The sequence below is a fragment of the Arthrobacter sp. TRD_SC_6 genome, assembly GCF_055361185.1.
Window position 1 is genome coordinate 2,265,639 of the sequence record NZ_CM143953.1, and the last position, 21,851, is coordinate 2,287,489.

The 21,851-nt window shown below is 63.1% G+C and carries 18 protein-coding genes; 12 read left to right on the forward strand and 6 right to left on the reverse strand.

Features of this window, described 5'->3' with window-relative positions; all coding sequences use genetic code 11:
* The first annotated feature begins 3 nt into the window (after positions 1-3).
* Entirely contained in the window at positions 4-1,419 is a 1,416-nt protein-coding gene (locus tag ACWA1U_RS10770) for a mycothione reductase (protein WP_463722183.1), read from the forward strand.
* On the opposite strand, the gene ACWA1U_RS10775 is transcribed toward ACWA1U_RS10770, so the two are convergent.
* Positions 1,416-3,239: an AMP-dependent synthetase/ligase gene (locus tag ACWA1U_RS10775; RefSeq protein ID WP_463722184.1), complete on the reverse strand. Its 1,824-nt coding sequence runs from the start codon at positions 3,237-3,239 to the stop codon at positions 1,416-1,418. The genes ACWA1U_RS10770 and ACWA1U_RS10775 overlap by 4 nt on opposite strands.
* Positions 3,240-3,398: 159 nt before the next feature.
* Between ACWA1U_RS10775 and ACWA1U_RS10780 the strand changes: the two genes are divergently transcribed.
* Positions 3,399-4,496: an ROK family glucokinase gene (locus tag ACWA1U_RS10780; RefSeq protein WP_463722185.1), complete on the forward strand. Its 1,098-nt coding sequence runs from the start codon at positions 3,399-3,401 to the stop codon at positions 4,494-4,496.
* On the opposite strand, the gene ACWA1U_RS10785 is transcribed toward ACWA1U_RS10780, so the two are convergent.
* Together ACWA1U_RS10785 and ACWA1U_RS10790 are read right to left on the reverse strand one after the other, a co-directional pair.
* Positions 4,493-4,951, reverse strand: coding sequence for a hypothetical protein (locus ACWA1U_RS10785; protein ID WP_463722186.1), 459 nt, complete (start codon positions 4,949-4,951; stop codon positions 4,493-4,495). The genes ACWA1U_RS10780 and ACWA1U_RS10785 overlap by 4 nt on opposite strands.
* Positions 4,948-5,712, reverse strand: a complete 765-nt coding sequence (locus tag ACWA1U_RS10790; RefSeq protein WP_463722187.1) for an alpha/beta hydrolase — start codon at positions 5,710-5,712, stop codon at positions 4,948-4,950. Before ACWA1U_RS10790 ends, ACWA1U_RS10785 begins: the two co-directional genes overlap by 4 nt.
* Positions 5,713-5,865: 153 nt before the next feature.
* On the opposite strand from ACWA1U_RS10790, the gene ACWA1U_RS10795 reads away from it, so the two are divergent.
* A complete protein-coding gene (locus ACWA1U_RS10795) occupies positions 5,866-6,795 on the forward strand; it encodes a lysophospholipid acyltransferase family protein (protein WP_463722188.1) in 930 nt (309 codons plus the stop codon).
* A 65-nt stretch (positions 6,796-6,860) separates the two neighbouring features.
* Complete coding sequence (locus ACWA1U_RS10800) at positions 6,861-8,231, forward strand: class II 3-deoxy-7-phosphoheptulonate synthase (RefSeq protein ID WP_463722189.1); 1,371 nt, start codon at positions 6,861-6,863, stop codon at positions 8,229-8,231.
* A gap of 12 nt (positions 8,232-8,243) precedes the next feature.
* On the opposite strand, the gene pknB is transcribed toward ACWA1U_RS10800, so the two are convergent.
* Both pknB and ACWA1U_RS10810 read right to left on the reverse strand, forming a co-directional pair.
* Positions 8,244-10,331, reverse strand: a complete 2,088-nt coding sequence (pknB, locus tag ACWA1U_RS10805) for a Stk1 family PASTA domain-containing Ser/Thr kinase (protein ID WP_463722190.1) — start codon at positions 10,329-10,331, stop codon at positions 8,244-8,246.
* A gap of 95 nt (positions 10,332-10,426) precedes the next feature.
* Entirely contained in the window at positions 10,427-12,019 is a 1,593-nt protein-coding gene (locus ACWA1U_RS10810; RefSeq protein WP_463722191.1) for a LysM peptidoglycan-binding domain-containing protein, read from the reverse strand.
* Positions 12,020-12,265: 246 nt separating this feature from the next.
* Here ACWA1U_RS10810 and ACWA1U_RS10815 point away from each other — a divergent pair, with 246 nt between their 5' ends.
* A complete protein-coding gene (locus tag ACWA1U_RS10815) occupies positions 12,266-12,619 on the forward strand; it encodes an Rv2175c family DNA-binding protein (RefSeq protein WP_463722192.1) in 354 nt (117 codons plus the stop codon).
* A gap of 45 nt (positions 12,620-12,664) precedes the next feature.
* On the opposite strand, the gene ACWA1U_RS10820 is transcribed toward ACWA1U_RS10815, so the two are convergent.
* Complete coding sequence (locus ACWA1U_RS10820; RefSeq protein ID WP_463722193.1) at positions 12,665-13,780, reverse strand: polyprenyl synthetase family protein; 1,116 nt, start codon at positions 13,778-13,780, stop codon at positions 12,665-12,667.
* A 50-nt stretch (positions 13,781-13,830) separates the two neighbouring features.
* Between ACWA1U_RS10820 and dinB the strand changes: the two genes are divergently transcribed.
* From dinB to ACWA1U_RS10855, 7 genes are all read left to right on the forward strand, one after another.
* Positions 13,831-15,072 carry a DNA polymerase IV gene (dinB, locus tag ACWA1U_RS10825; RefSeq protein WP_463722194.1) on the forward strand — a complete coding sequence of 414 codons (1,242 nt, stop codon included), beginning with the start codon at positions 13,831-13,833 and terminating at the stop codon, positions 15,070-15,072.
* Positions 15,073-15,281: 209 nt separating this feature from the next.
* Positions 15,282-15,662, forward strand: coding sequence for a DUF3040 domain-containing protein (locus tag ACWA1U_RS10830; RefSeq protein WP_463722195.1), 381 nt, complete (start codon positions 15,282-15,284; stop codon positions 15,660-15,662).
* 346 nt (positions 15,663-16,008) lie between these two features.
* A complete protein-coding gene (gene mraZ / locus ACWA1U_RS10835) occupies positions 16,009-16,440 on the forward strand; it encodes a division/cell wall cluster transcriptional repressor MraZ (RefSeq protein ID WP_463722196.1) in 432 nt (143 codons plus the stop codon).
* Between the two features lie 223 nt (positions 16,441-16,663).
* Positions 16,664-17,656, forward strand: coding sequence for a 16S rRNA (cytosine(1402)-N(4))-methyltransferase RsmH (gene rsmH, locus ACWA1U_RS10840; RefSeq protein WP_463722197.1), 993 nt, complete (start codon positions 16,664-16,666; stop codon positions 17,654-17,656).
* A complete protein-coding gene (gene ftsL, locus ACWA1U_RS10845; protein WP_463722198.1) occupies positions 17,653-18,360 on the forward strand; it encodes a cell division protein FtsL in 708 nt (235 codons plus the stop codon). The genes rsmH and ftsL overlap by 4 nt, the downstream gene beginning before the upstream one ends.
* A 32-nt stretch (positions 18,361-18,392) precedes the next feature.
* Entirely contained in the window at positions 18,393-20,177 is a 1,785-nt protein-coding gene (locus ACWA1U_RS10850) for a peptidoglycan D,D-transpeptidase FtsI family protein (protein ID WP_463722199.1), read from the forward strand.
* Positions 20,178-20,231: 54 nt separating this feature from the next.
* A complete protein-coding gene (locus tag ACWA1U_RS10855; RefSeq protein WP_463725019.1) occupies positions 20,232-21,848 on the forward strand; it encodes a UDP-N-acetylmuramoyl-L-alanyl-D-glutamate--2,6-diaminopimelate ligase in 1,617 nt (538 codons plus the stop codon).
* Positions 21,849-21,851: the final 3 nt, after the last annotated feature.

Consider the following 21,851-nt stretch of genomic DNA (forward strand, 5'->3'; position numbering starts at 1 on the left):
GCTGTGACCCACTACGACCTGGCGATCATTGGATCCGGATCCGGTAACACCCTGATCACCCCCGAATGGGACGGCAAGAAGGTTGCGCTCATTGAGGGCGGAACCTTTGGGGGCACCTGCCTCAACGTTGGCTGCATTCCTACCAAGATGTACGTCCACCCGGCTGAACTGGCAAGGGCAGCGAGCGACGGCGGACGGCTCGGGGTGAACCTCGAACTGGCAGGCGTCGACTGGCAGGGGATCCGCGACCGCATCTTCACGCGCATCGACACTATCTCCGGCGCCGGCCGGGAGTACCGCGCCGAGGAACTCGACCACGTGGACCTGTACGAAGAGCAAGTGCAGTTCACGGGGGACAAAATCCTGACAACTGCCAGCGACAAGGTGATCTCAGCAGACCAGATTGTCATTGCGTCCGGTTCCCGCGCACTTCTGCCGGATATCGCCGGACTGGACCTGCCCCAAGTGCACACCTCAGACACCATCATGCGCCTCGATGAGCAACCCCGCCGGGTGCTCATTATCGGCGGGGGATACATAAGTGCCGAGTTCGCCCACATCTTCTCGGCTTTCGGTACGGAGGTGACGATCGCCGTCCGGTCATCGCGCATGCTGCGACACCTTGATGAGGCCATTTCCGAGCGCTTCACCGATCTCGCAGCGTCCCAGTGGAATGTGCTCACCGGACACGGGGTGCGGGAGCTTCAGGGGAACCCGGACGGGTCGGTGACCGCAGTCCTGGACGGACCGGAGGGCGCAGAGGTCCTTATCGAAACGGATGCCGTCCTCGTGGCAGCCGGGAGGCGGCCAAACAGCGACACCATCGGCGCCGACGACGCCGGTTTCGACCTGACTGACGACGGCAGGGTAGCCGTCGACGCATTTCAGCGGGTACTGAGGCAGGGGAAGCCGATCGAGGGCCTGTGGGCGCTCGGTGATGTTTGCAGCCCGTACCAGCTGAAGCACGTCGCCAACCACGAAGCCCGGGTGGTTTCGCACAACCTGCTTCATCCGGAAGCCCTTCGTGAGAGCGACCACCGTTACGTACCGGCTGCCGTCTTCACCCGGCCGCAGATCGCGACGATCGGGCTGACCGAAACGGAAGCGCTGGAGCGAGCCGAAGAAGCCGGTTCACGGGTGCTCGTGGCAATCCAGCAATACGGTTCCACCGCATACGGCTGGGCGATGGAAGACACCTCTGGGTTCGTAAAGCTCCTGGCGGGGGAAGACGGCACCATCCTGGGTGCGCACATCATGGGCCACGAGGCGTCCAACCTCATCCAGCCGATCATCCAGGCCATGCACTTTGGACTGGATGCTGACACCATGGCGCGCGGTCAGTACTGGATTCACCCGGCCCTGACCGAAGTGGTGGAGAACGCCCTGCTTTCGCTCAAGGCGCCCTCCGCCCGCCCCTAGCCTGCCTGCTGCGCCTTCGGCTTGGCGTAGATTTCCTCGACAACGCCCGAGTAGTCCTTCAGCACCTGCGCCCGCTTGATCTTCATCGACGGAGTGAGGTGGCCGCTCGCTTCGGTGAAATCCTGTTCCACTATGCGGAAGACCTTGATGGCCTCAGCCTGTGAGACAGAATCATTGGCGTGATCAATCAGCGATTGGATTTCGGCCTGTACGGCCGAGTGCCTTGCGGCCTCTGCCATGGTGGTGTCCGCCGGTAGCTGGTGGCGTTCCAGCCAGCCCGGAAGTGCCTCTTCGTCCAGGGTGATCAGCGCTGAGATGAACGGCTTCTGGTCGCCCACCACCACGCACTGGGACACCAGGGCGTTAGCCCGGATGGTGTCTTCCAGCTGGGCTGGAATGACGTTCTTTCCGCTGGCTGTGACAATGATTTCCTTCTTGCGCCCCGTGATCTTCAGGAACCCGTCCTCGTCGAGCTGCCCGATGTCGCCGGTGTGGAACCAGCCGTCGGTGAAGGCTTCGGTGGTGAGGTCCTCGCGCTTGAAATAGCCCTTCAGGACGCAGACGCCCTTGGCGAGAATCTCGCCGTCGTCGGCAATTTTTACTGCGTTGCCCGGGAGGGGAGCGCCGACTGTGCCGATCTTGATCTTCTTGGGGGTGTTGACCGAAATTGGTGCGGTGGTCTCGGTCAATCCGTAGCCCTCAAGGACCATGAGCCCGATTCCGTGGAAGAAGTGGCCCAAGCGATCCCCAAGGGGAGCGCCGCCTGATACCGCGTGCTCTACCCTCCCGCCCATTGCTGTGCGGATCTTGCCGTAGAGCAGCCGGTCGAAGATGGCGTGCTTCACCTTCAGGCCCAACGGTACCTTTCCGGCCTGCTCGGCCTTGGACCAGGCAATTGCGACGTCCGCTCCCGCGTGGAAAATCTTGCCCTTGCCGCCGTCCTCGGCCTTGAGCATTGAGTTGTTGTAGACCTTCTCGAAGACGCGGGGGACGGCGAGGATGAACGTGGGCTTGTAGCTTTGCAGGTCCGGCAGCAGGTTCTTCACATCCGGTGTGTGGGCAACCGTGGCGCCGGCGGCGACGCACAGCACGGAGATGAACCGGGCAAAAACGTGCGCGAGGGGGAGGAACATGATGGTTTGGGCGCCCTCATGTGCCACTTCGGGCAGTGCTGCTGCGGCGTTCTCCGAAAGTTCAACCAGGTTGCCGTGAGTGAGTTCGCAGCCCTTCGGTCTTCCCGTGGTCCCGGAGGTGTAGATGATGGTTGCGATGTCGTCGAGCCCTGCGATGCGACGCCGTTCCTCGAGGGTGGCGTCGTCGATCTCCGCACCGGCTGCCCGCAGGGTGTCGAGCCCGCCACCGTCGAACTGCCAGACGTGCTTGAACGTGCCATCCAGGTTCTCGCTGGCAACAGCCTGGCGCACGACGTTCTCGTGGCGGCCCGATTCCACGAATGCTCCAATGGCACCTGAGTCACCAAGTATCCAGCCGACCTGCGAAGGAGACGACGTCTCATAGACCGGAACGGACGCGCCACCCGCGAACCAGATGGCAAAGTCGACGAGGGACCATTCGTACCTCGTCCGTGCCATGATGGCCACGCGGTCACCGGCTTGGACCCCAGAGGCCATCAGCCCCTTGGCAATGGCGCGTACGTCGATGAGGAACTCGGTGGCGCGGATGTCATTCCACTGCCCCGAGGCATCCTTTGTAGCGAACAGGGCGGGATTGCTGGCCTTCTCAGCCTGCTTCACGACCAGGTGCGTGGTGTTGCTGTCCCTGGGAACGTGCACTGTGGCCGGAACGCTGAATTCGCGCACGGGAATCTCCTTTGATCTTCGTCACATGCTGTGAGATTTCCCTAGCCTATAGCTTTTCCACGCGTTCTTACCGTCCAGTAATGTACGAAACGATAACGGTGCTCAGGGGTTGGTCGGTCAGCTCTGGGAACACGACGACGACGGCGGGAGGCTCGCGGAATGGCTGCTTGGGTTCCCGGCGACGCAACCCAGCCGGCCCACGGGTTCGGCGCACCGGATTTCCGCGTGGGCACCGGACGGCTGGAGAGCCGCCGCGCACTGGGATCCCGTCCCACCCGTGCCCGCGGGCTTGCGATCGGAGTCGACATTGGCGGAACCAAAGTTGCGGCCGGGGTTGTCGACCCAGATGGGACGGTCATTGCGGGCGCGCGACGCGACACGCCCGGCAGGGATCCCCGGAAGGTCGAGGCGGTCATCGCCGAACTGGTCCAGGAACTTGGGCGGGGACGCCGAATCCGATCAGTAGGAGTCGGCGCCGCTGGGTGGATGGACCTCGACAACGGCACTGTGCTGTTCAGCCCGCACCTCGCCTGGCGAAACGAACCGCTTCGGGCCAACCTCGAGAGGCTGCTCAGGCGCAGGGTCACCGTGCTGAATGACGCAGACGCCGCCGCGTGGGCTGAATGGCGCTTCGGTGCTGGACGCGGCGAACCGCGGCTGGTCTGCATCACCCTCGGTACGGGCATCGGGGGAGCAATGATCATGGACGGCGTCCTCGAACGCGGACGCCACGGCGTAGCCGGGGAATTCGGGCATCAGATCATCATGCCGAACGGCCACCGTTGCGAATGCGGCAACCGCGGGTGCTGGGAGCAGTACGCATCCGGTAACGCGCTGGGCCGGGAAGCACGGGAACTGGCAAGGGCCGGGTCGCCGGTGGCCCAGACACTGCTGCGGGAAGTCGACGGGCAGGTCGACAGGATTTCCGGTGCGTTGGTGACCCGCCTGGCGCTGGAGGGTGACGCCGCCTGCCGGGAACTGGTGGACGACGTCGGGCATTGGTTGGGACTGGGCCTTGCGAACCTCGGCGCGGCGCTCGACCCGGGCATGTTCGTCATCGGCGGCGGACTGAGTGCTGCAGGTAACCTGCTGATCGAACCGGCGCAGCGGGCGTTCCAACGCAATCTCACGGGCCGCGGCTTCAGGCCGGCCGCAACAGTTACGACGGCGGTGCTGGGCGCCGACGCCGGGCTGGTGGGAGCCGCGGACCTGTCGCGGGTCCGGCAGCGGCCGCTGTTACGCAGGCCCGGCCGCTAAACCGCCGCGCCGTCGTCGTCGTAATCGCGGGTCTTCGGGAGGCGGAAGATCAGGAAGGTAACGCTGGCGACGAACACCGCGACTATGCCCAGCATGATCGACGTTGGTGCGGACCTCCAGAACATCGCGATCAGGACAAGGACAATCGGCCCGCCAATAGCACCCAGCCAGGCCAGCACAACCAGCGGCTCTCCGACGCCGAGGGCGGGAGGGTCGGGTGGCTGGTAGCTCTCGTCTTCCTGGTCCTCGGTCGGTGCATAGTCGCGGGGACCTGCGACGGCGGCCCCTGGCTGACTATCGAAGATTGCCCGCACCCGCTCGTTCGCCGTGGGCACGCCGTCCGGAGCCGCGGATTCAGGCAGGTCACTGCTCGGCGTTTCTTCGAGGCGCGCCACGAGATCCTGCCACACGGCGTCGTCGGTGGACTCGTTGGGATCCTGTGCTCGGGGGCTCATGCGCTGGTTCCTGCCGTGACGTGCTCGATGAACGCTGCGGAGCGCTCGAAGATGAGCTCCTGGTCGTGGTCCATGGTGGCCACGTGGTAGCTGTTCTCCAACCGTACTATCTCCAGGTCGCTGGAACCGATGCGTTCGGTGAGAACTTCGATGCTCGTCTCGGGCACAATCGCGTCCACGTTGGATCTGAAGACGAGCGTGGGCGCCGTGACGTCCGGCAGCCGGTTGGCGGTGTCGCGGAAGAGCTGCGCGAGCTGGTGAACGGCGGCAACCGGGGTGCGGGTGTAGGCGCCTTCATTGACCCCTTGCTTGTTGATGTCGTTGGCAATCGCGGGAACGGACTTCATGACGTACTTCAGCAGGCCTGCGTAACGGGCGCGCGGATCCGCGAAGGTCAGCCCGGGATTGACGACGACGACGCCCGCCACCCGCTCCAGGGCCGCCAACCGGAGGGCGAGTGCGCCGCCCATGGACAGTCCAGCAACCACCACCGTGTCGGTCCGGTCAGCCAGGTCGCGGTAGGACGCCTCCAGACCCTCGTACCAGCGCATCCACGGTGTGCGGGCCAGCTCCTGCCAGGTGGTTCCGTGGCCGGGCAACAGCGGCAGGCGGACGGCGAAACCGCGTTCTGCAAGATACTCAGCCCAACCGCGCAGGCTGACCGGTGAGCCGGTGAACCCGTGACTGAGCAGTACGCCGATGCGCGCACGTTCGCCGGTGCCTTCCGAAGAGAACGCTGTGGGATGAGGATCTGAGGACATATGACCAATGGTGTCACCGCCGAAGTCCGGCTGCCAGTCACTTAGGGCGCGCAACAGGCGCCCGTAGAGTAGTCTTCCAAGAAGCCCGTTCCGGACGCATGGTTGATGTGTGCGTTCGTGCACCCGCAACTCCCGCGCAGGAAGGCTGGCAGAGTGTTCTACTGGATCATGAAGCGGATCTTTATCGGTCCACTTGTGAATCTGCTGTTCAGGCCCTGGGTCAAAGGAATGGACAATATTCCCGCGACTGGCCCGGCAGTGCTGGTGAGTAACCACCTATCTTTCTCGGACTCGATTTTCCTACCCTTGGCGGTGCCGCGTCCCGTCGTCTTCCTTGCCAAATCCGAGTACTTCACCGGAAAAGGGCTCAAGGGAAAACTTGTAGCCGCGTTCTTCCGCATGACCAACCAATTGCCGATGGACCGCTCCGGCGGTGCCGCCTCGGCCACCTCCCTGTCCGCAGGGGAGGAAGTGCTGCGGTCCGGAAGCCTGCTGGGTATTTACCCCGAAGGAACGCGCAGTCCCGATGGAAAGCTTTATCGCGGCAAAACCGGTGTCGCCAAGCTGATCCTCGCCACCGGAGTTCCTGTAATCCCCGTAGCGATGGTCGGCACCGACAAGGTTCAGCCGATCGGGCGCCGAATTCCGAATATCCGAAGGATCGGCATTATCGTCGGAGAGCCTCTCGATTTCCGCAGGTACGCGGGTCTGGGAGATGACCGATTCGTGCAGAGGTCGGTTACGGACGAGATCATGTACGAACTCATGAGGCTGTCCGGCCAGGAATACGTCGATGTCTATGCAAGCAGTGTCAAAGAACGCCTGGCCTCTGCCAAGGCGGCCGCCAAGAAGGCACCGCGTGTCGTCGACCCCGCGCGGCAGGCTGCCGTACGGCTCGGAAAGGCGGATAAAAGCGGGAGTAACTCCACTGAATCTCGGAAGGGACTTCCCCCAACTGCTGACAGTCCGGTACCGGGAGAAGTCCGCACTATCGGGCGGCCCCTCAAGCCAGTCCCGCCGGATGATCCGGCCAACGAAGTAGAGCCAGAGGAAGACGCGGGTCAGAGCAGTAAGGCAATGTGACGGATCCGTCCGTTGTGCGTGACGTGAAATCCCGGCACCCAGCTGCAAGCCAGTAGGCTTGTGCGGTGACCGAAACAACCGTGACCTCCGCCCCCGTTCCTGCCGCAGCCGACCATGGGCTGGACAACTGGCGGCAGCTCACAATCTCACAGCAGCCCAGCTGGCAGGATCCCACAGTCCATGCCTCAGCTCTTCAGGAGCTCTCAACGCTTCCGCCGTTGGTTTTCGCCGGCGAGGTGGACGTGCTCCGCAGCCGTCTTGCCGAGGCCGCTCAGGGCAAAGCGTTCCTGCTGCAGGGTGGGGACTGTGCCGAAACCTTCGACGGTGCTACTGCCGACAAGATCAGTGCACGGGTGAAGACCATCCTCCAGATGGCGGTGGTGCTCACCTACGGTGCGTCGCTTCCCGTCATCAAAATGGGCCGGATGGCCGGGCAGTTCGCCAAACCGCGCTCTTCGAATGACGAGACCCGCGAAGGCATCACCCTGCCTGCATACCGTGGCGACATGGTGAACGGTTATGACTTCACTCCCGAGACCCGCGGGCACGACGCCGGGCGCATGGTTCGCGCCTATCACACCTCCGCCTCCACGCTCAACCTCATCAGGGCGTTCACGCAGGGCGGTTTCGCCGACCTTCGGTTGGTTCACCACTGGAACAAGGGCTTCACTGCGAATCCGGCCCACTCGCGCTACGAATCGCTGGCACGTGAGATCGACCGCGCCGTCCGCTTCATGGAGGCTTGCGGCGCTGACTTTGACGCCATGACCCGCGTGGAATTCTTCGCGAGCCATGAGGCCCTACTCCTTGAGTACGAGCGGGCGCTCACACGCACCGATTCCCGCACCGGGCTGCCCTATGACACCTCTGCGCACTTCCTGTGGATCGGCGAACGTACCCGGGACATTGACGGCGCGCACATCGATTTCCTCTCGCGGGTCCGTAACCCCATCGGCGTGAAACTCGGTCCCGGAACCTCGGCGGATGACGCCCTGGCGCTCATCGACAAGCTGGACCCCAACCGCGAGCCGGGCCGCCTGACGTTCATCACCCGTATGGGTGCCAAGAACATCCGTGAAAAGCTCCCCGACCTGGTGTCCCGCGTTACGGCCTCCGGTGCGCAGGTCCTCTGGGTCACCGATCCAATGCACGGGAACACGGTGACCTCTCCCAACGGGTACAAGACCCGCAACTTCGACGACGTCATGGATGAGGTCCGTGGCTTCTTCGAGGTGCACAACTCGCTTGGAACCTTCCCCGGCGGCCTGCATGTGGAAATGACCGGAGACGACGTCGCCGAGTGCCTGGGTGGAGCGGACCCTGTTGACCAGGAGGCTTTCCTGGAGCGTTACGAGTCGGTATGCGATCCCCGGCTCAACCACATGCAGTCCCTCGAGATGGCCTTCCTGGTTGCCGGAGCTCTTTCCCGGAGCTGACGCGGAGGAGTGTCAGGTGACGGTGATGACCACTGTCGAGCCCTCGGGGTGTTCGCCCGCGAGATCCTGCCCAGCAACCAGACCGAGTACCGACTCACCGAACGCGTAACTCACCTCGACAGTGAAGCCTGCGGCCTCGAGTTCAGCGACCGCTTCAGCTTCAGGCTGTGAGAAAACGTTCGGGACTGCGATTAACCGCGGTCCGGCAGAGATGGTGAGAGAGACCGCCTGTCCACGGGTCAGTTGGCCTTCGGCGGGGGACTGTGTGAGCACAGCGCCCTCAGGAGTCTCCAAGTCGTTGACCCTCTCCTCGACTACTTCCGCCGTGAGCCCGGCGGCTTCCACGACAGCGACAGCTTCCTGCAGGACCATGCCCGCAACGAGGGGGACGTCGATCGGTTCGGGTCCGTCCGAGACCGTGAGCTTGACGACGGTTTGAGCGGGGAATTGCCCGCCTGTTGCCGGGTCGGAAGAAATGACTTGGCCGGCCGGAACGGCGGCGTTGAATTCACGTGCCACTTCCCCGACCTGAAATCCTGCCTCCACCAGTGCAGCCGCAGCCGCAGCTTCGCCGAGGCCCGCGGTGTCCGGTAATGCGAAAAGCTGCGGTCCAAGCGAAACCAGCAGCTGCACTCCTTCCCAGGGCCTCACTTGCGCCTGTGCCTGTGGATCGCTGGAGATCACCAGGCCCTCATCAACGGAATCTGAGTAGACCTCGGCGGCGGAAAACGTAAGCCCCGCTTCGCTCAGCAGAGCCTGCGCGGCGCTTACCGACCGGTTGGAGACATCGGGGACCGCTACGGGCGCGCCTGGGCCGACGCCGAAGAACCATCCGGCGGCGGCGGCGATAAAGGCAAGAAGTGCCAGCAGGAGAACCAGAATCACATTACGACGGCGGCCGCCCTCGCGTAGCGTCTTCACGGGCCGCTGCGCAGCTTTGGCCTGTTCCTTCTGGAGAGCCTTGAAATTCTTGCGGGCAGTTTTCTCACGAACCGCAGCGTTCATGTGCCGCTCGGGCGCCGGCCCGGCCATCGGGGTGGAACCCAGAACCGTGGTGTCGTTGCGGTTTTTGCCCAGAATTGTGGTGGGGGAGTGGGAGGGGCTGACCACTTCGGTGGGGTGTTGGTTCGTTGTTACCACTTCAGTGTGCTGATAACCGGTCCGGATTACTTCCGTGGCGTTCGAATGTTCAGGAGCTCCGGGATCTGCTGCTGCCAAAGGCTCGTGGCCGAAATCCAGCTCTTCGTCAGTCAGCGTGGTGCGTATATGCCGCAGCTCGCCCAATAGCGCATTGCCGTCGACGGGGCGTTCCTCCGGGTCAACTGACGTGCACCACAGAACGAGCTCATCGAGGTCTTCTGCAAGGCCGGGCATACTGTCCGACGGCGCAGGCACGCGGGAATTCACGTGCTGGAACGCGATATGAATGGGAGCCTCACCGATGTACGGCTGCGAACCGGTGAGCAGTTCGAACAGCATGATGCCGGCAGAGTAGATGTCACTCCGGGCGTCGGCGGCACCACCCGTCAGCAGCTCGGGGGGAAGATAGGCGGCGGTCCCGACGAGCGTGCCGGTATTGGTGCCCGCTGACACCGCGCGCGCGAGACCGAAGTCGGCAATTTTAATCCCCCCACGCTCTGCGAGGAGGACGTTCTCCGGTTTGACGTCACGGTGGATGAGACCGGCGTCGTGCGCTGCACCCAGGCCCTCAATCACGGGGTCCAGGATGGCCAAAGCTTGCCGCGGAGTGAGGCGCCCACGCTCCAGGAGTAGATCCCGCAGGGTGCGCCCGGGAACGTATTCCATGACGAGATAAGCGATGCTGTGGTCTGGGCCGTCCTCGACGCCCTGGTCGAGAACGCCGACCACGTGGGGATGCGACAAGCGCGCCGCAGATTTCGCCTCCTGCTCGAACCGCTCCAGGAACCGCTCATCTTCTGCAAGGTGTGGGAAGAGCACTTTCAGGGCGACATCGCGCTCCAGGCGGGTATCCGTAGCAAGATAGACGGTGCTCATTCCGCCTCGGGCAAGGCGCGACTGGACCAGGTAACGACCGTCAACAACGGTATTGACCAGTGGGTCCTTCAGCCGCTCGCGCACTCTTCGATACTAAGTGAAGCGGCGGCCGACCCCGGCACCAACACAGGGTTGCCAGTGGGGTCGGCCGCCGAACAGGCAGCCTTGGACAGAACCAATCAGCGGAAGTTTTTCTGATGTGCCTTGATGGCCGCGACGTAGTTCTTCGTGTCGGCAAACATGCCGTTGGTCTGTACGGAGTACTGCCCCTGGTAGTACGAGGCAATTGCGATGTCGAGGTTGGGGCTTGAACGGATCAGCGCGCGGATGATCGCGACGCCGGCGGTCGCGTTGTCGTAGGGGTCCAGCAGGTTCAGTTTGCGGCCCACCAGGTCAGACGCCCATTGCCCGGACATCGGGATGACCTGCATCGCGCCGATAGCGTTGGCGGGGGACACCGCACGCTGGTTGAACCCTGATTCCTGGTAGGAGAACGCCATCGCGAGGCTTGGGTCGACGCCCATTTTGCGGGCGGTATCCGCGACGATGGCCTGCATCTGGGCCTGGGTGGGAACCGGCAGCCCGTTCAGGGTTTGCTTGTTCTTGTTGGCTTCGGCAACTACTGCGTCGGGATAGGTGAAGCCGAGGAACGAAGAAGGTACAAGGTCCTTGGGCGCATTCTGAGGAGTGGATTGGGTAGCTCCAGGAATGATCAGCTTCTTCCCCGGATGAATGATCGTGGTTGCAGTGAGCTTATTGGCGGAGAGCAGCGCGCTCAGGCTGACGCCGTGACGCGCGGCAATGGCTCCGAGTGTGTCGCCGGCCTTGATCGTGTACTGGCCACCGGTGGGCTGGGCCGGTGCGGGCTTCTTGGTGGGTGCAGGCTTCGGGGCTTGCGGGGTGGCCTGCACGGACACGCTGGATGAGCCGCCCACCTTGATTTTCTGGCCCGGGTGAATGATTGAGTTCATCGAGAGTCCGTTGGCAGAGAGCACGGTTCCGAGGCTGACCCCGTGTCGGGCTGCGATGGCGCCAAGCGTGTCGCCCGGCTTGACGGTGTACGTTGCTGCACCGGCTGCTGGTTTGGGGGCGGCAGGCTTGGGCGCGGAAGGTTTCGGTGCTGGAGCGTTCACGGGACCACCGGCGCCGGAGAGCTTGATCTTCTGGCCGGGGTAGATGATGGAACTCATTGAGAGGCCATTGGCCTGAAGTACAGACGCAAGGCTGGTGTTGTGCCTGGCGGCTATGGCGCCAAGTGTGTCGCCCGGCTTGACGGTGTAGGTGCTGCTCGCTGACTGCGCCCCAGCCGCCGCCTTTTTCGGAGCCGACGGCGCCGCTGGGCCACCGGATCCGTTGAGCTTGATCTTCTGCCCCGGGTGGATGATCGAGTTGATATTCAACTTGTTCGCTGTGAGGACCGCGTGCATATCCAGTCCGTGACGTCCCGCAATACCGCTGATGGTGTCGCCTGGACGGACCACATAGGTTGCTGGCGCCTTTTGCATGGGCGCAATACGTGGCACCTGCGTGGCGACGAGCGCTGCCGGCACGAAGGCAGCGGCATGGCCGCTGACGGCGGAAAGCGTTTTGAGTGGCTGATAGGAGATATGCGCTGGCGCAGCTACGGCGGCAGCAGACGAAGCCAGCGCAACCGACGACAGCACGACGGCGGGGATTGCGGCGGTCGACACCGCGAAGCTGAGGCCGCGGCTCCTGGAAGCTGGGTGGGCGGCGGGCGCATTCAGCGGCGATGACGGGCGCTGGGCGGTCATGGTCGATCCTCATCTATATAGGCGGGCTGGCCCGCGTGGGAGGACAGGAGCGCCAGTCGATGCCGCCGTGATCCCCTTGCCCCATGGTGCAGTTGAGACACAAGTTGTTAGTGTTACTCCTGTGACTTATGTGAATGTACACCATTTGTCGCATACCACAACAGCCTTAGCGTGAGTTCTATTTGCGCCGCTCGGCGTGTCGTGCTGGAAGTGGAGCAGAAGTACCTCCCGTGGCACGCTTAAGGGGTGAACACACTGGAGAACCTCATTCCTGACTGGCTTGCTCTTCCCGACGTAGCTGCTGCCCTCAATTTGTCCATCACGAAGGTGCATGCCCTGGTCAACGAGAAGGCGCTGGTGGCGGTCCGGATCACCGAAAGGAACATCCGGTCCGTGCCGGCTGAGTTCATCGATGACGGCCATGTGCTGGAAAGCCTCAAGGGAACGATCGCCGTCCTGGTTGATTCGCGGTTCTCTGATGAAGAGATCCTCCGGTGGCTTTTCACCGAAGACGAGTCGCTGCCAGGCCGTCCCATCGACGCGCTCAAGGCAGGCAGGAAGACGGAGATCCGGCGGCGCGCACAAGCGCTCGCCTGGTAGCGCTGTTGCACCTTCCTAAGATGCACCGCCCTAATCTGCTCTGACCTAGGCTGTGCGTGCCACCGCTGCCGTAGCCAATCCGGCGAGAGCCTCCCGGCACAGGTTGTCCACGCCAAGCGCATCAAGCGCTTCAAAGCTTGCCCTGGAGCGTTCCGCGATCAGCAGTTCAACATGTTCGCGGGCACCCGTGTCGTGAATGATCGAACGCAACCGAGCGACGTCGTCGTCGTTCAGTCCCGGCCGCCCGAGGTCAGCGTCCAGCGTCCGCTTTTGTGCAGGGCTGCCTGACTGGTGCGCTTTGGCAATCAGGAGGGTGCGCTTGCCCTCACGTAGATCGTCTCCCGCTGGTTTTCCCGTAATGGCCGGGTCGCCGAAGACGCCCAAAAGGTCATCGCGCAGTTGGAAAGCTTCGCCCAGTGGGAGTGCAAATGCTGAGTAAGCGGAAAGCAATGTGCCGGAGGCGCCGGCGAGTGCCCCCCCGATTGCCAGCGGGTGCTCGGCGGAATACTTGGCGGATTTATAGCGCACGATCGTGAGGGCGCGTTCGACGGCGTCGGACGCCTCCCGATCAGAGCCAACGGCCTCTTCAAGGAGGTCAAGATACTGGCCCGCCATCACCTCCGTCCGCATGAGGTTGAAGATGGACCGGGCGGGCCCATGTAACCCGGCGCGGCCCTGCGCGGTGGCGGAAGCAAACGCCGCTTCACTGAATGACAGGCACAGATCGCCGGTCAGGATGGCAGCAGCGGAACCGAAGCGTTCTGCATCAAGGCGCCACTTCCCGTCGAGGTGGCGCCGCTCAAATTGCCTGTGGACGCTCGGGGCGCCACGCCGGAAATCCGAGCGGTCAATGATGTCGTCGTGGATCAGGGCCGCTGCCTGGAACAGTTCGAGCGCCATTCCGGCGGTAACAATGCCCTCGTCCTCGGCCGATCCTCCCGCGCCGCGCCATCCCCAGTAACACAGGAGCGGTCGCAGCTTCTTTCCGCCGGTTGTGAGTCGCTCTATCGAGTCGACCAGGTCGAGAGTGTCACGGGAGACTGCGTCGAGGACAGTGCGCTGCTCAGAGAGGAACTCCCGGGTGGCAACGGAGAGATTCTCGCGGAAGCGATCCTGTTCTCCCTGGATGGCTGGCTGCGATGATCGCGTTCCGTCGGGCATGTCCACAGTCTAAAGCGGCTGGACGGAACGGTCCGCACTAGGATGTTGGCATGCCCGCCCGTTACGACCTCGCGGGAATCGAGGATGCCCGGTGTTCCATCCTGCACGTCGATATGGATGCTTTCTACGTCTCGGTCGAGTTGTTGACGCGCCCGGAATTGCAGGGCAAAGCCGTCATCGCAGGTTCACCCTCCGGCAGGTCGGTTGTGCTGTCGGCCTCCTATGAGGCGCGTCGTTTCGGAGTGCGCTCGGCTATGCCTATGTCCACAGCCATGCGCCTGTGCCCCCACGCAGTGATCCTCGAACCCCACCATGACCGTTACGCTGCGGTTTCTTCGGCGGTCATGGACATCTTCGGCACCATCACCCCCATCGTCGAGCAGCTGAGCGTCGACGAAGCGTTCCTGGACGTCGCGGGAGCCCTGCGCCGGCTCGGCTCTCCCCGGAGCATCGGGGAGCAGATCCGAGCCACGATCCGCAACGAAATTGGAATCACGGCGAGCGTGGGGATCGCCTCAACCAAGTTCGTGGCCAAGATTGCATCCACGAGGGCGAAACCCAATGGACTGCTGCTCGTTCCCGCCGACAAAACGGTGGACTACCTGCATACCTTGCCCGTCTCCGCGCTGTGGGGAGTCGGCGCCAAAACCCAGGAAGTGCTGGCACGCCTCGGAATCACCACCGTTGAGGACGTCGCCCGCACGCCGGTGTCCGTGCTGCAGCGCCTGCTCGGCTCATCCGGAGTGCATGTCCACCAGCTGGCGTGGGGAATGGACCCCCGCACGGTCACTGTGAGCCGGCGTGAGAAGAGTATCGGCGCTGAAGAGACCTTCGCCGCGGACGTGTCCGACGACGGTATCCTCCGGGCGGAATTGCTCCGTCTGGCTCACCGGACAGCCGCCCGGCTTCGTTCGGCCGCCCTGCGTGCGGGAGGAGTCTCGATTAAGCTCAGGTACGCGGACTTCTCCACCCTGACCCGGTCGCGGCGGCTTCCGGAGCCGGTTGACAGCGCCCATGCCCTGTACGCCGCTGCATGCATCCTGCTTGATTCGCTCGGGGACCGCCCTATGAGCGTTCGGTTGATCGGTATCCGCGTGGAGCGGCTGGAAGGCGCCGGTGATGGGGCACATCAACTGACGATTGATCGAGAAGACGACAACTGGCGCGTGGCCGAAGAAACCCTGGACCGTGTCAAGGGGAAGTTCGGATCTTCAGTGATCATGCCAGCCCGGCTTCTCGGTTCCAGAAGCCGGGATGAACATCGCTCCAAAGGTGAACGCCCGGAACGCTGATTCCGGAGCGTTTAGCGGGGGCTGGTGCGGAAAGGACGGCTTTCGCTGGGCCGGATTGCGACCTATCCTAGTAGTAGGCGATTTAACTGGATTGCTTCGCTCACCCCGCAAGCGGTCGCATTACGTCCAAGCGGTCGAGCAGGGAACGCGTTGGGCTGTTAACTCGTTGTTGGTTTGAGGGATACGGCATTAGTAGCAAGGAGGCAGTGATGGCACTCTCGGAGCACGAGCAGCGGCTGCTTGACCAGTTGGAACAACAGCTTCATGCCGATGACCCCAAATTTGCGCACTCGATGGCGTCGAGCACAAACCGAACCGTGTCTACGCGAAGAATTGTGCTTGGATCGCTCATCATGGTCGCTGGGCTGGCGGTGCTGCTGCTGGGTATAACCAATCAGTTCATCCCGTTGGGAGTTGTGGGGTTTCTGATTATGGGAGCCGGCGTCTACTACGCCACCACAAAGACCAAGGTTACTGGCGCAGCTTCTGGGGAAGACAACACTGCCAAGACAGCCAGCACCCCGCGCAGCAGCAACTTCCTCAGCAACCTTGAAGAGAAGTGGGATGAGCGCAAGCGGGACCAACCGTAAAGCCACCCCCCACTTACTAACCCCCACTTTCCACCACTGGACCCGCCCAACGGCGGGTCCAGTGGTGTTTTAAGCGCAAAGGTAGCGCCATTGAGAGGCTGATCGACGCTCAAGGCAGCGGGGGCAGGCGGAAAGGTGCTCGTGCAGAAGCGCAGGGCATGGGTGCTCTCGCAAAGCCCTCCACCTTCCTCCACCCCTTCATCCCGCACGTCTGCGGGGAAGTTCACACAAGAAAGCGGGTGAATCGGTCCGTTTGGCATTGACGGGGGAGGATTGTGGAGTAATGTGGAGGACATAAGAGCGTAGTGGTTGCGCTTGGTCCTCCTGGACGGATAGGCGGTTGCGGATGTTCCTCGGAACACACTCACCGCGGCTTGACGAGAAGGGGCGGTTGATCCTTCCAGCCAAGTTCCGAGATGAACTAGGCGAGGGGCTGGTATTGACCAGAGGACAAGAGCGCTGCATCTACGTTTTTAGCCAGAAGGAATTCGAGAAGGTTCACGAGCAGATGCGGGAAGCTCCTATTTCATCGCGTCAGGCCCGGGACTACATTCGAGTTTTCCTCTCCGGAGCTTCGGACGAGGTTCCAGACAAGCAGGGCAGGGTAACCATCCCACCAACACTGCGCAGTTACGCGGGATTGGAACGGGAGCTAGCTGTGATCGGGGCGGGAAACCGCGCCGAGATCTGGGACGCAACTGCATGGAATGACTACCTGGAAGAGAAGGAAACCGCCTTCTCCGAAACTGACGAGGACGCACTGCCAGGGATTATCTGATGGTCGCCTCAAACCGCCAATGCAACACAAGTATTTTCGACGCAAGCGAAAGCGAACGGGTCTTGCACGAGACCTCCAGCCGCCCGGCACCGAACTTCCTGGCTCACCTTCCCCGGAGCCAGGCAGATCGAATGCCAGAGCGGATGGGGATCTGGTCCAAGACCCGGCACACGTTCGGAAGTCTGATCCGCACCTGAGGAACCAGTAGGAAGGAACGGGGCAGATGGGGGAGGTTCGTCCCACCGAAGACCGGCACATTCCGGTACTGCGCGACCGGTGCATTGCCCTCCTCGCTCCTGCGATTGAAGCGGCTGGTGAGAAGGCCGTCGTGATCGACGCCACTCTGGGCATGGGGGGTCACTCCGAGGCATTGCTGGAGCGCTTCGACCATTTGCACCTCGTGGGCATAGATCGTGACCTCCAGGCACTGGCCCTGGCAGGCGATCGGCTTGCAGACTTTCAAAACCGGACCGACCTCGTTCACGCGGTTTACGACGAAATCCCTGAAGTCCTCGCAGACCTCGGGATCAGCGAAGTACACGGAGTCCTGTTTGACCTCGGCGTCTCCTCCCTGCAGCTTGATGAGCGGGAGCGTGGTTTCGCTTACTCCTATGACGCTCCGCTGGACATGCGGATGGACACCAGCACCGGCCAGACAGCCGCTGACGTGGTCAACACCTACCCGGAGAGTGAACTCCTGCGAATTATCCGGACGTGGGGCGAAGAGAAGTTTGCGGGCCGGATCGCATCTGCCATCACCTCCGCGCGGGGTGCCAAGCCCTTCGCCACAACCGGTGAACTCGTGGACGTCATACGGTCGGTGGTCCCTGCCGGGGCAGCACGCACCGGAGGGCACCCGGCCAAGCGCACATTTCAGGCGCTGCGAATCGAAGTCAATGAAGAGCTTTCCGTCCTCTCACAGGCGATTCCCGGAGCTATCCAGGCGTTGGCCGTGAAAGGTCGCGTTGTTGTCATGTCTTACCACTCGCTGGAGGACAAGATCGTCAAGGCCGCCTTCGCTGCCGGCGCCAAGTCCTCAGCACCCGTCGGTTTTCCGGTTGAGCTCGACGAACACAAGCCCTATCTGCGGACCCTCACCCGCGGCACGGAAGCGCCGACCGATCGGGAGATCGCGGATAATCCCCGTGCCGCTTCGGCAAAGCTCCGCGCAGTTGAACGCACCAGAACCAGCACGAGAGACGGGAAAACACCATGAGCCAAACGATTTCTCGGACCACTCACGCCGCGACGGGTGCGATCGCAGGCAACACGGCACGCGTATTGGCGCTTCCTGCCGCCCCATTGCCCCAGGTACGACGCCGGACCCCCCTTTCGGTGGTTCCTGCCAGTGGCGCGCGTGGACGGATGCCGTTCGCTGTCTTCAGCATGGCCGCGCTGGTGGCCGCGCTGGTAGTGGTTCTGATGCTCAATATCTCGGTTTCGAGTAGCCAGTACCAGCTCGTCTCCCTGCGCGGACAGGAGGCTGCGCTCGCTGAGCAGAACCAGGCCCTCACGCAGCAGCTTGACCACCTGAGCGCGCCGCAGAACCTGGCTGTCGCTGCCGGTGAACTCGATATGGTGGCGTCCCCGACATTCGGATCCATTGATGTAGGTTCGTTGGAAGTCTCAGGTACCCCGGAAGCAGCCAAGGAGTCGGATGCGCCACCAGTCCTGGTCCCGGAGCCCGCGGTGAACACGAACAACACCGTGCCGGTTCCTCTTCCCGCACCCCCCGTAGTTGAAGCCACTGCGGAGTCGCCTGAGTCGGCGGCTGAGCAACCAATTGCCGAGCAGCCAGCAGCTGGATCAGCTGCAGCGGAGCAACCACCAGCCGAGCAACCTGCCGAGCCGGCTGAAGCTTCGGACCCGCCCGGCGGCGGGACCATTCCCGCACCCGAGCAGTCCACCCCCGGTCAGTAATCCTGCAGCCAAACAACCAGCGAGGAACCCCCGTGGCACCAGCGCACACGCCCAACCATGAGTCACTTCGGGTAGCGCTCGGAGCCACCCGCCTCCGGGTGGGGTTGGCGTTCGTCCTGATACTGCTGCTCGTACTGGGCGTCCGCCTCTTTCAGGTTCAGGGACTGGACCTGAACCGGATGGCGCAGGCGGGATTGACCCAAAGGCTGGTCACTCAGGAAGTGCCGGCGCTGCGGGGCGGCATCCTCGATGACGACGGCAACGAACTTGCACACACCATCCAGCGCTTTGACATCGTCGTGGACCAGACTCTCACCACCGGCGAGACATTCAGCCGGCGGGATCCCGGAGCCACTCAGCGTGTGGATATTCCCATGGAACAGGGCATCCAGGAACTCGCCACCATCCTCGAGCAGGACGCCGCAACGGTCCGGTCGGCGATTCTCGGGGAGGACAGGTTCGAATATGTCGCCCGGTCGGTCACACCGGTTGTTCGGAACGCAGTACTGGATCTCCAAATGCCGGGTGTCGCTGCGAACCCGACAACCCTGCGGACCTATCCATCCGGTGCTGTCGCCGGTTCGATCGTCGGTTCGCTCGGGACGGATAAGCCGCTCAGCGGAATGGAATTGACGCAGGACGAGCTGCTCAGGGGCACCCCCGGCACCCGTACCTTCGAGATAGGTGCCGACGGTATTCGAATCCCGTATGCAACTAACGAAGACGTGCCGGCGAAGGACGGCCAGTCAGTCAGGCTGACCATCGACCGGGATCTCCAGTTCTTCGCGCAGCAGACCATCGCTGCGCAGGTTCAGGACTATAACGCGCAGTGGGGCAACATCGTCGTGATCGAGGCCAAGACTGGCGCGATCAAGGCAATGGCCGAATCCACCACCCCCGATCCGAATGACTTCGCGGCAACCGATCCGGCGTTCCTGAAGCCCCTTTCGGTCACTGCATCATTCGAACCCGGATCCACCACCAAGCTGATCACCATGGCCGCCGCCCTCGAAGAGGGGATCATCGAGCCGACCAGCAGGTTCGAAACCCCGCCCAACTACACGGTGGGTAACCAGACCTTCAAGGACGCTTTCGAGCACGGCACGGAGCAGCGGACCGCAGCGGGCGTCTTCGCCAAGTCGATGAACACTGGAACCGTCATGATCGGTGAGCAGCTCAGCCCGCAGAAGCGGTATGACTGGCTGCGCAAGTTTGGCATCGGCGAGCCACTGAACGTTGGATTGAACGGTGAAACCCCTGGCATCCTGCCCACACCGGACACCTGGGATGACCGCCAGCAGTACACGGTGCTGTTCGGCCAGGGTCTCGCGCAGACGGCACTGCATACCGCGATGGTGTACCAGGCCGTAGCCAATGACGGCGTACGCCTGAAGCCACGCCTGATTGACGCCTACATTGACCCGGACGGCACCGAGCACAAGGTGCCGCAGGCAGAGGGGACGCGCGTCGTGTCCGACGAAACCGCGGGGCAGCTCCACAACATGCTTGAAACGGTCACCGTCGAGGGTTCCGGCGCAAGCGGAGCGCTGGAGGAATACCGCGTAGGGTCGAAGACCGGAACGGCCGAGGCCCCGAGCCCCCAGGGCGGTTACGACGGCTATACCCTCTCCTACGCAGGTATGGCTCCGATGGAAGACCCGCAGTATGTGGTCGTCGTCACCCTGCAAAGACCTCAGGGCGACCTGTACTATCTGGTTCCTGGGGAATCGTTCCAGAAGGTCATGAACTATGTCCTGAACTCGAACAACGTCCCGCCGTCCACGGGTAAGCCCGAAATTTACCCCGTAGAGTACTGATCCGTAGAGCAGGCCCCATTGTCTACCCATGAACCGTCCGCTACTTCCGCGCGCATGCGCCCTGACGACGTGGCGCCTCAAAGAATGCGGCAAGTCCTTGCCGCGCTGCCCCAGGCCCTCACGCCCGTCGTGCGGCCGGCTGCAGGCCAGGACACGCCAGGACACGACGACGGTCCCTTGGTCAGCGGCATCACCATCGACTCCCGCGAAGTTTTGCGGGGTGACCTCTACGTCGCGCTTCCGGGCACCGGCCGCCATGGCGCGGACTTCACCGCGCAGGCGGTGGAGAACGGAGCCGCTGCGGTGATGACTGACGACGTCGGCGTCCACGCAGCTGCCTCGGCTCTCGAAGGCACCGGAGTTCCGCTCTACCTGGCCTCACCCATCAGGGACTACGTCGGGCCCCTCGCGGCGGTCGTCTATGATAGCCAGCCGCAGGAAAACAGCCCCGTACTGTTCGGTGTCACCGGCACCAACGGCAAAACCACCACCACCTACTTCCTCAACGCCCTGAACTCCGCGCTTGGACGCTCGACCGGCCTCATCGGCACAATCGAGATCCGGGCGGGGGACACGCCCATCCCCTCGGCGTTGACCACGCCCGAGTCGCCGCAGGTGCATGGAATCCTCGGCCTCATGCGGGAGCGCGGCATACAGGCTGCCGCGATGGAGGTTTCCTCGCACGCTATCGAGTACCGCCGCGTCGATGGGGTGCGTTTCGACGTCGTCGGGTTCACCAACCTGACGCAGGACCACCTGGACCTCCACGGCAGTATGGAGGAGTATTTCGCAACGAAGGCAGCACTGTTCAGCGCGCGGCGCGCGGAGCGTGCGGTCATCATCGTGGATGAGGAATGGGGGAGGCGCCTCGCCGCCCAGACCGACGTCGATACCGTGACGCTTTCAGTCGGCGGGACAGCAGGGGCTGCCGGGGCTGATTGGGTGGTTTCGCGGGTCGAGCGTGCAGGCCTTGGCCATTCCTTCACCCTTACCGGTGCGGACGGAGAATTGACGCTTCGCTGCGGCCTGCCGGGCACGTTCAATGTGGCCAACGCAGCCCTCGCCGCCGTGATGCTGCTTTCCTCCGGGGTTGGCGTGCCGGAGCTGCAGCTCGCCGCGACGGAGCATGATCCGTTCACCACTGAGGTGCCTGGCCGCATGCAGCTGGTTGGCAGGGATCCGGCGGCAATCGTGGACTTTGCCCACAACCCCGATGCCCTTGCGCTGACACTCGACTCCGTCCGGAGCGCTGAAGAGGGTTCGAGGGTCTTGGTTGTCTTCGGCGCTACGGGCCAACGTGATGTGTCGAAGCGCCCGGTGATGGGAGCAACCGCCGCCAGACGGGCCGACGTGGTGATTGTCACCGATGACGATCCTCACGACGAGGACGACGCCGTCATCCGTGCCGGTGTATTGGAAGGTGCATTGGCAGCCAAGAAAGCTGAGGATCTTGCCTGCGAGATCCTCGAGGTGTATCCGCGGGCCAGGGCGATCGAACATGCTGTGGCAATGGCCCGCAGCTCGGACGTGGTGCTGGTAGCGGGTAGGGGCCATGAGATCTGGCAGGAGGTCAAGGGCGTCAATCTGCCCCTCGATGACCGCGTTGAATTGGCGGCGGCATTGACACGGCACGGATTCTCTGTGCTCCCCGGCAACAAGATAGAGTCCTAGATC

Excerpts from the sequence above, each read along its gene's own strand:
- mraZ (WP_463722196.1), top strand. The coding sequence starts at position 16,009 with ATGTTCCTCGGAACACACTCACCGCGGCTTGACGAGAAGGGGCGGTTG.
- ACWA1U_RS10810 (WP_463722191.1), bottom strand. The coding sequence starts at position 12,019 with ATGACCGCCCAGCGCCCGTCATCGCCGCTGAATGCGCCCGCCGCCCAC.
- rsmH (WP_463722197.1), top strand. The coding sequence starts at position 16,664 with ATGGGGGAGGTTCGTCCCACCGAAGACCGGCACATTCCGGTACTGCGC.
- ACWA1U_RS10785 (WP_463722186.1), bottom strand. The coding sequence starts at position 4,951 with ATGAGCCCCCGAGCACAGGATCCCAACGAGTCCACCGACGACGCCGTG.
- ACWA1U_RS10790 (WP_463722187.1), bottom strand. The coding sequence starts at position 5,712 with ATGTCCTCAGATCCTCATCCCACAGCGTTCTCTTCGGAAGGCACCGGC.
- ftsL (WP_463722198.1), top strand. The coding sequence starts at position 17,653 with ATGAGCCAAACGATTTCTCGGACCACTCACGCCGCGACGGGTGCGATC.
- ACWA1U_RS10855 (WP_463725019.1), top strand. The coding sequence starts at position 20,232 with ATGCGCCCTGACGACGTGGCGCCTCAAAGAATGCGGCAAGTCCTTGCC.
- ACWA1U_RS10780 (WP_463722185.1), top strand. The coding sequence starts at position 3,399 with ATGGCTGCTTGGGTTCCCGGCGACGCAACCCAGCCGGCCCACGGGTTC.
- ACWA1U_RS10820 (WP_463722193.1), bottom strand. The coding sequence starts at position 13,780 with ATGCCCGACGGAACGCGATCATCGCAGCCAGCCATCCAGGGAGAACAG.
- ACWA1U_RS10830 (WP_463722195.1), top strand. The coding sequence starts at position 15,282 with ATGGCACTCTCGGAGCACGAGCAGCGGCTGCTTGACCAGTTGGAACAA.
- dinB (WP_463722194.1), top strand. The coding sequence starts at position 13,831 with ATGCCCGCCCGTTACGACCTCGCGGGAATCGAGGATGCCCGGTGTTCC.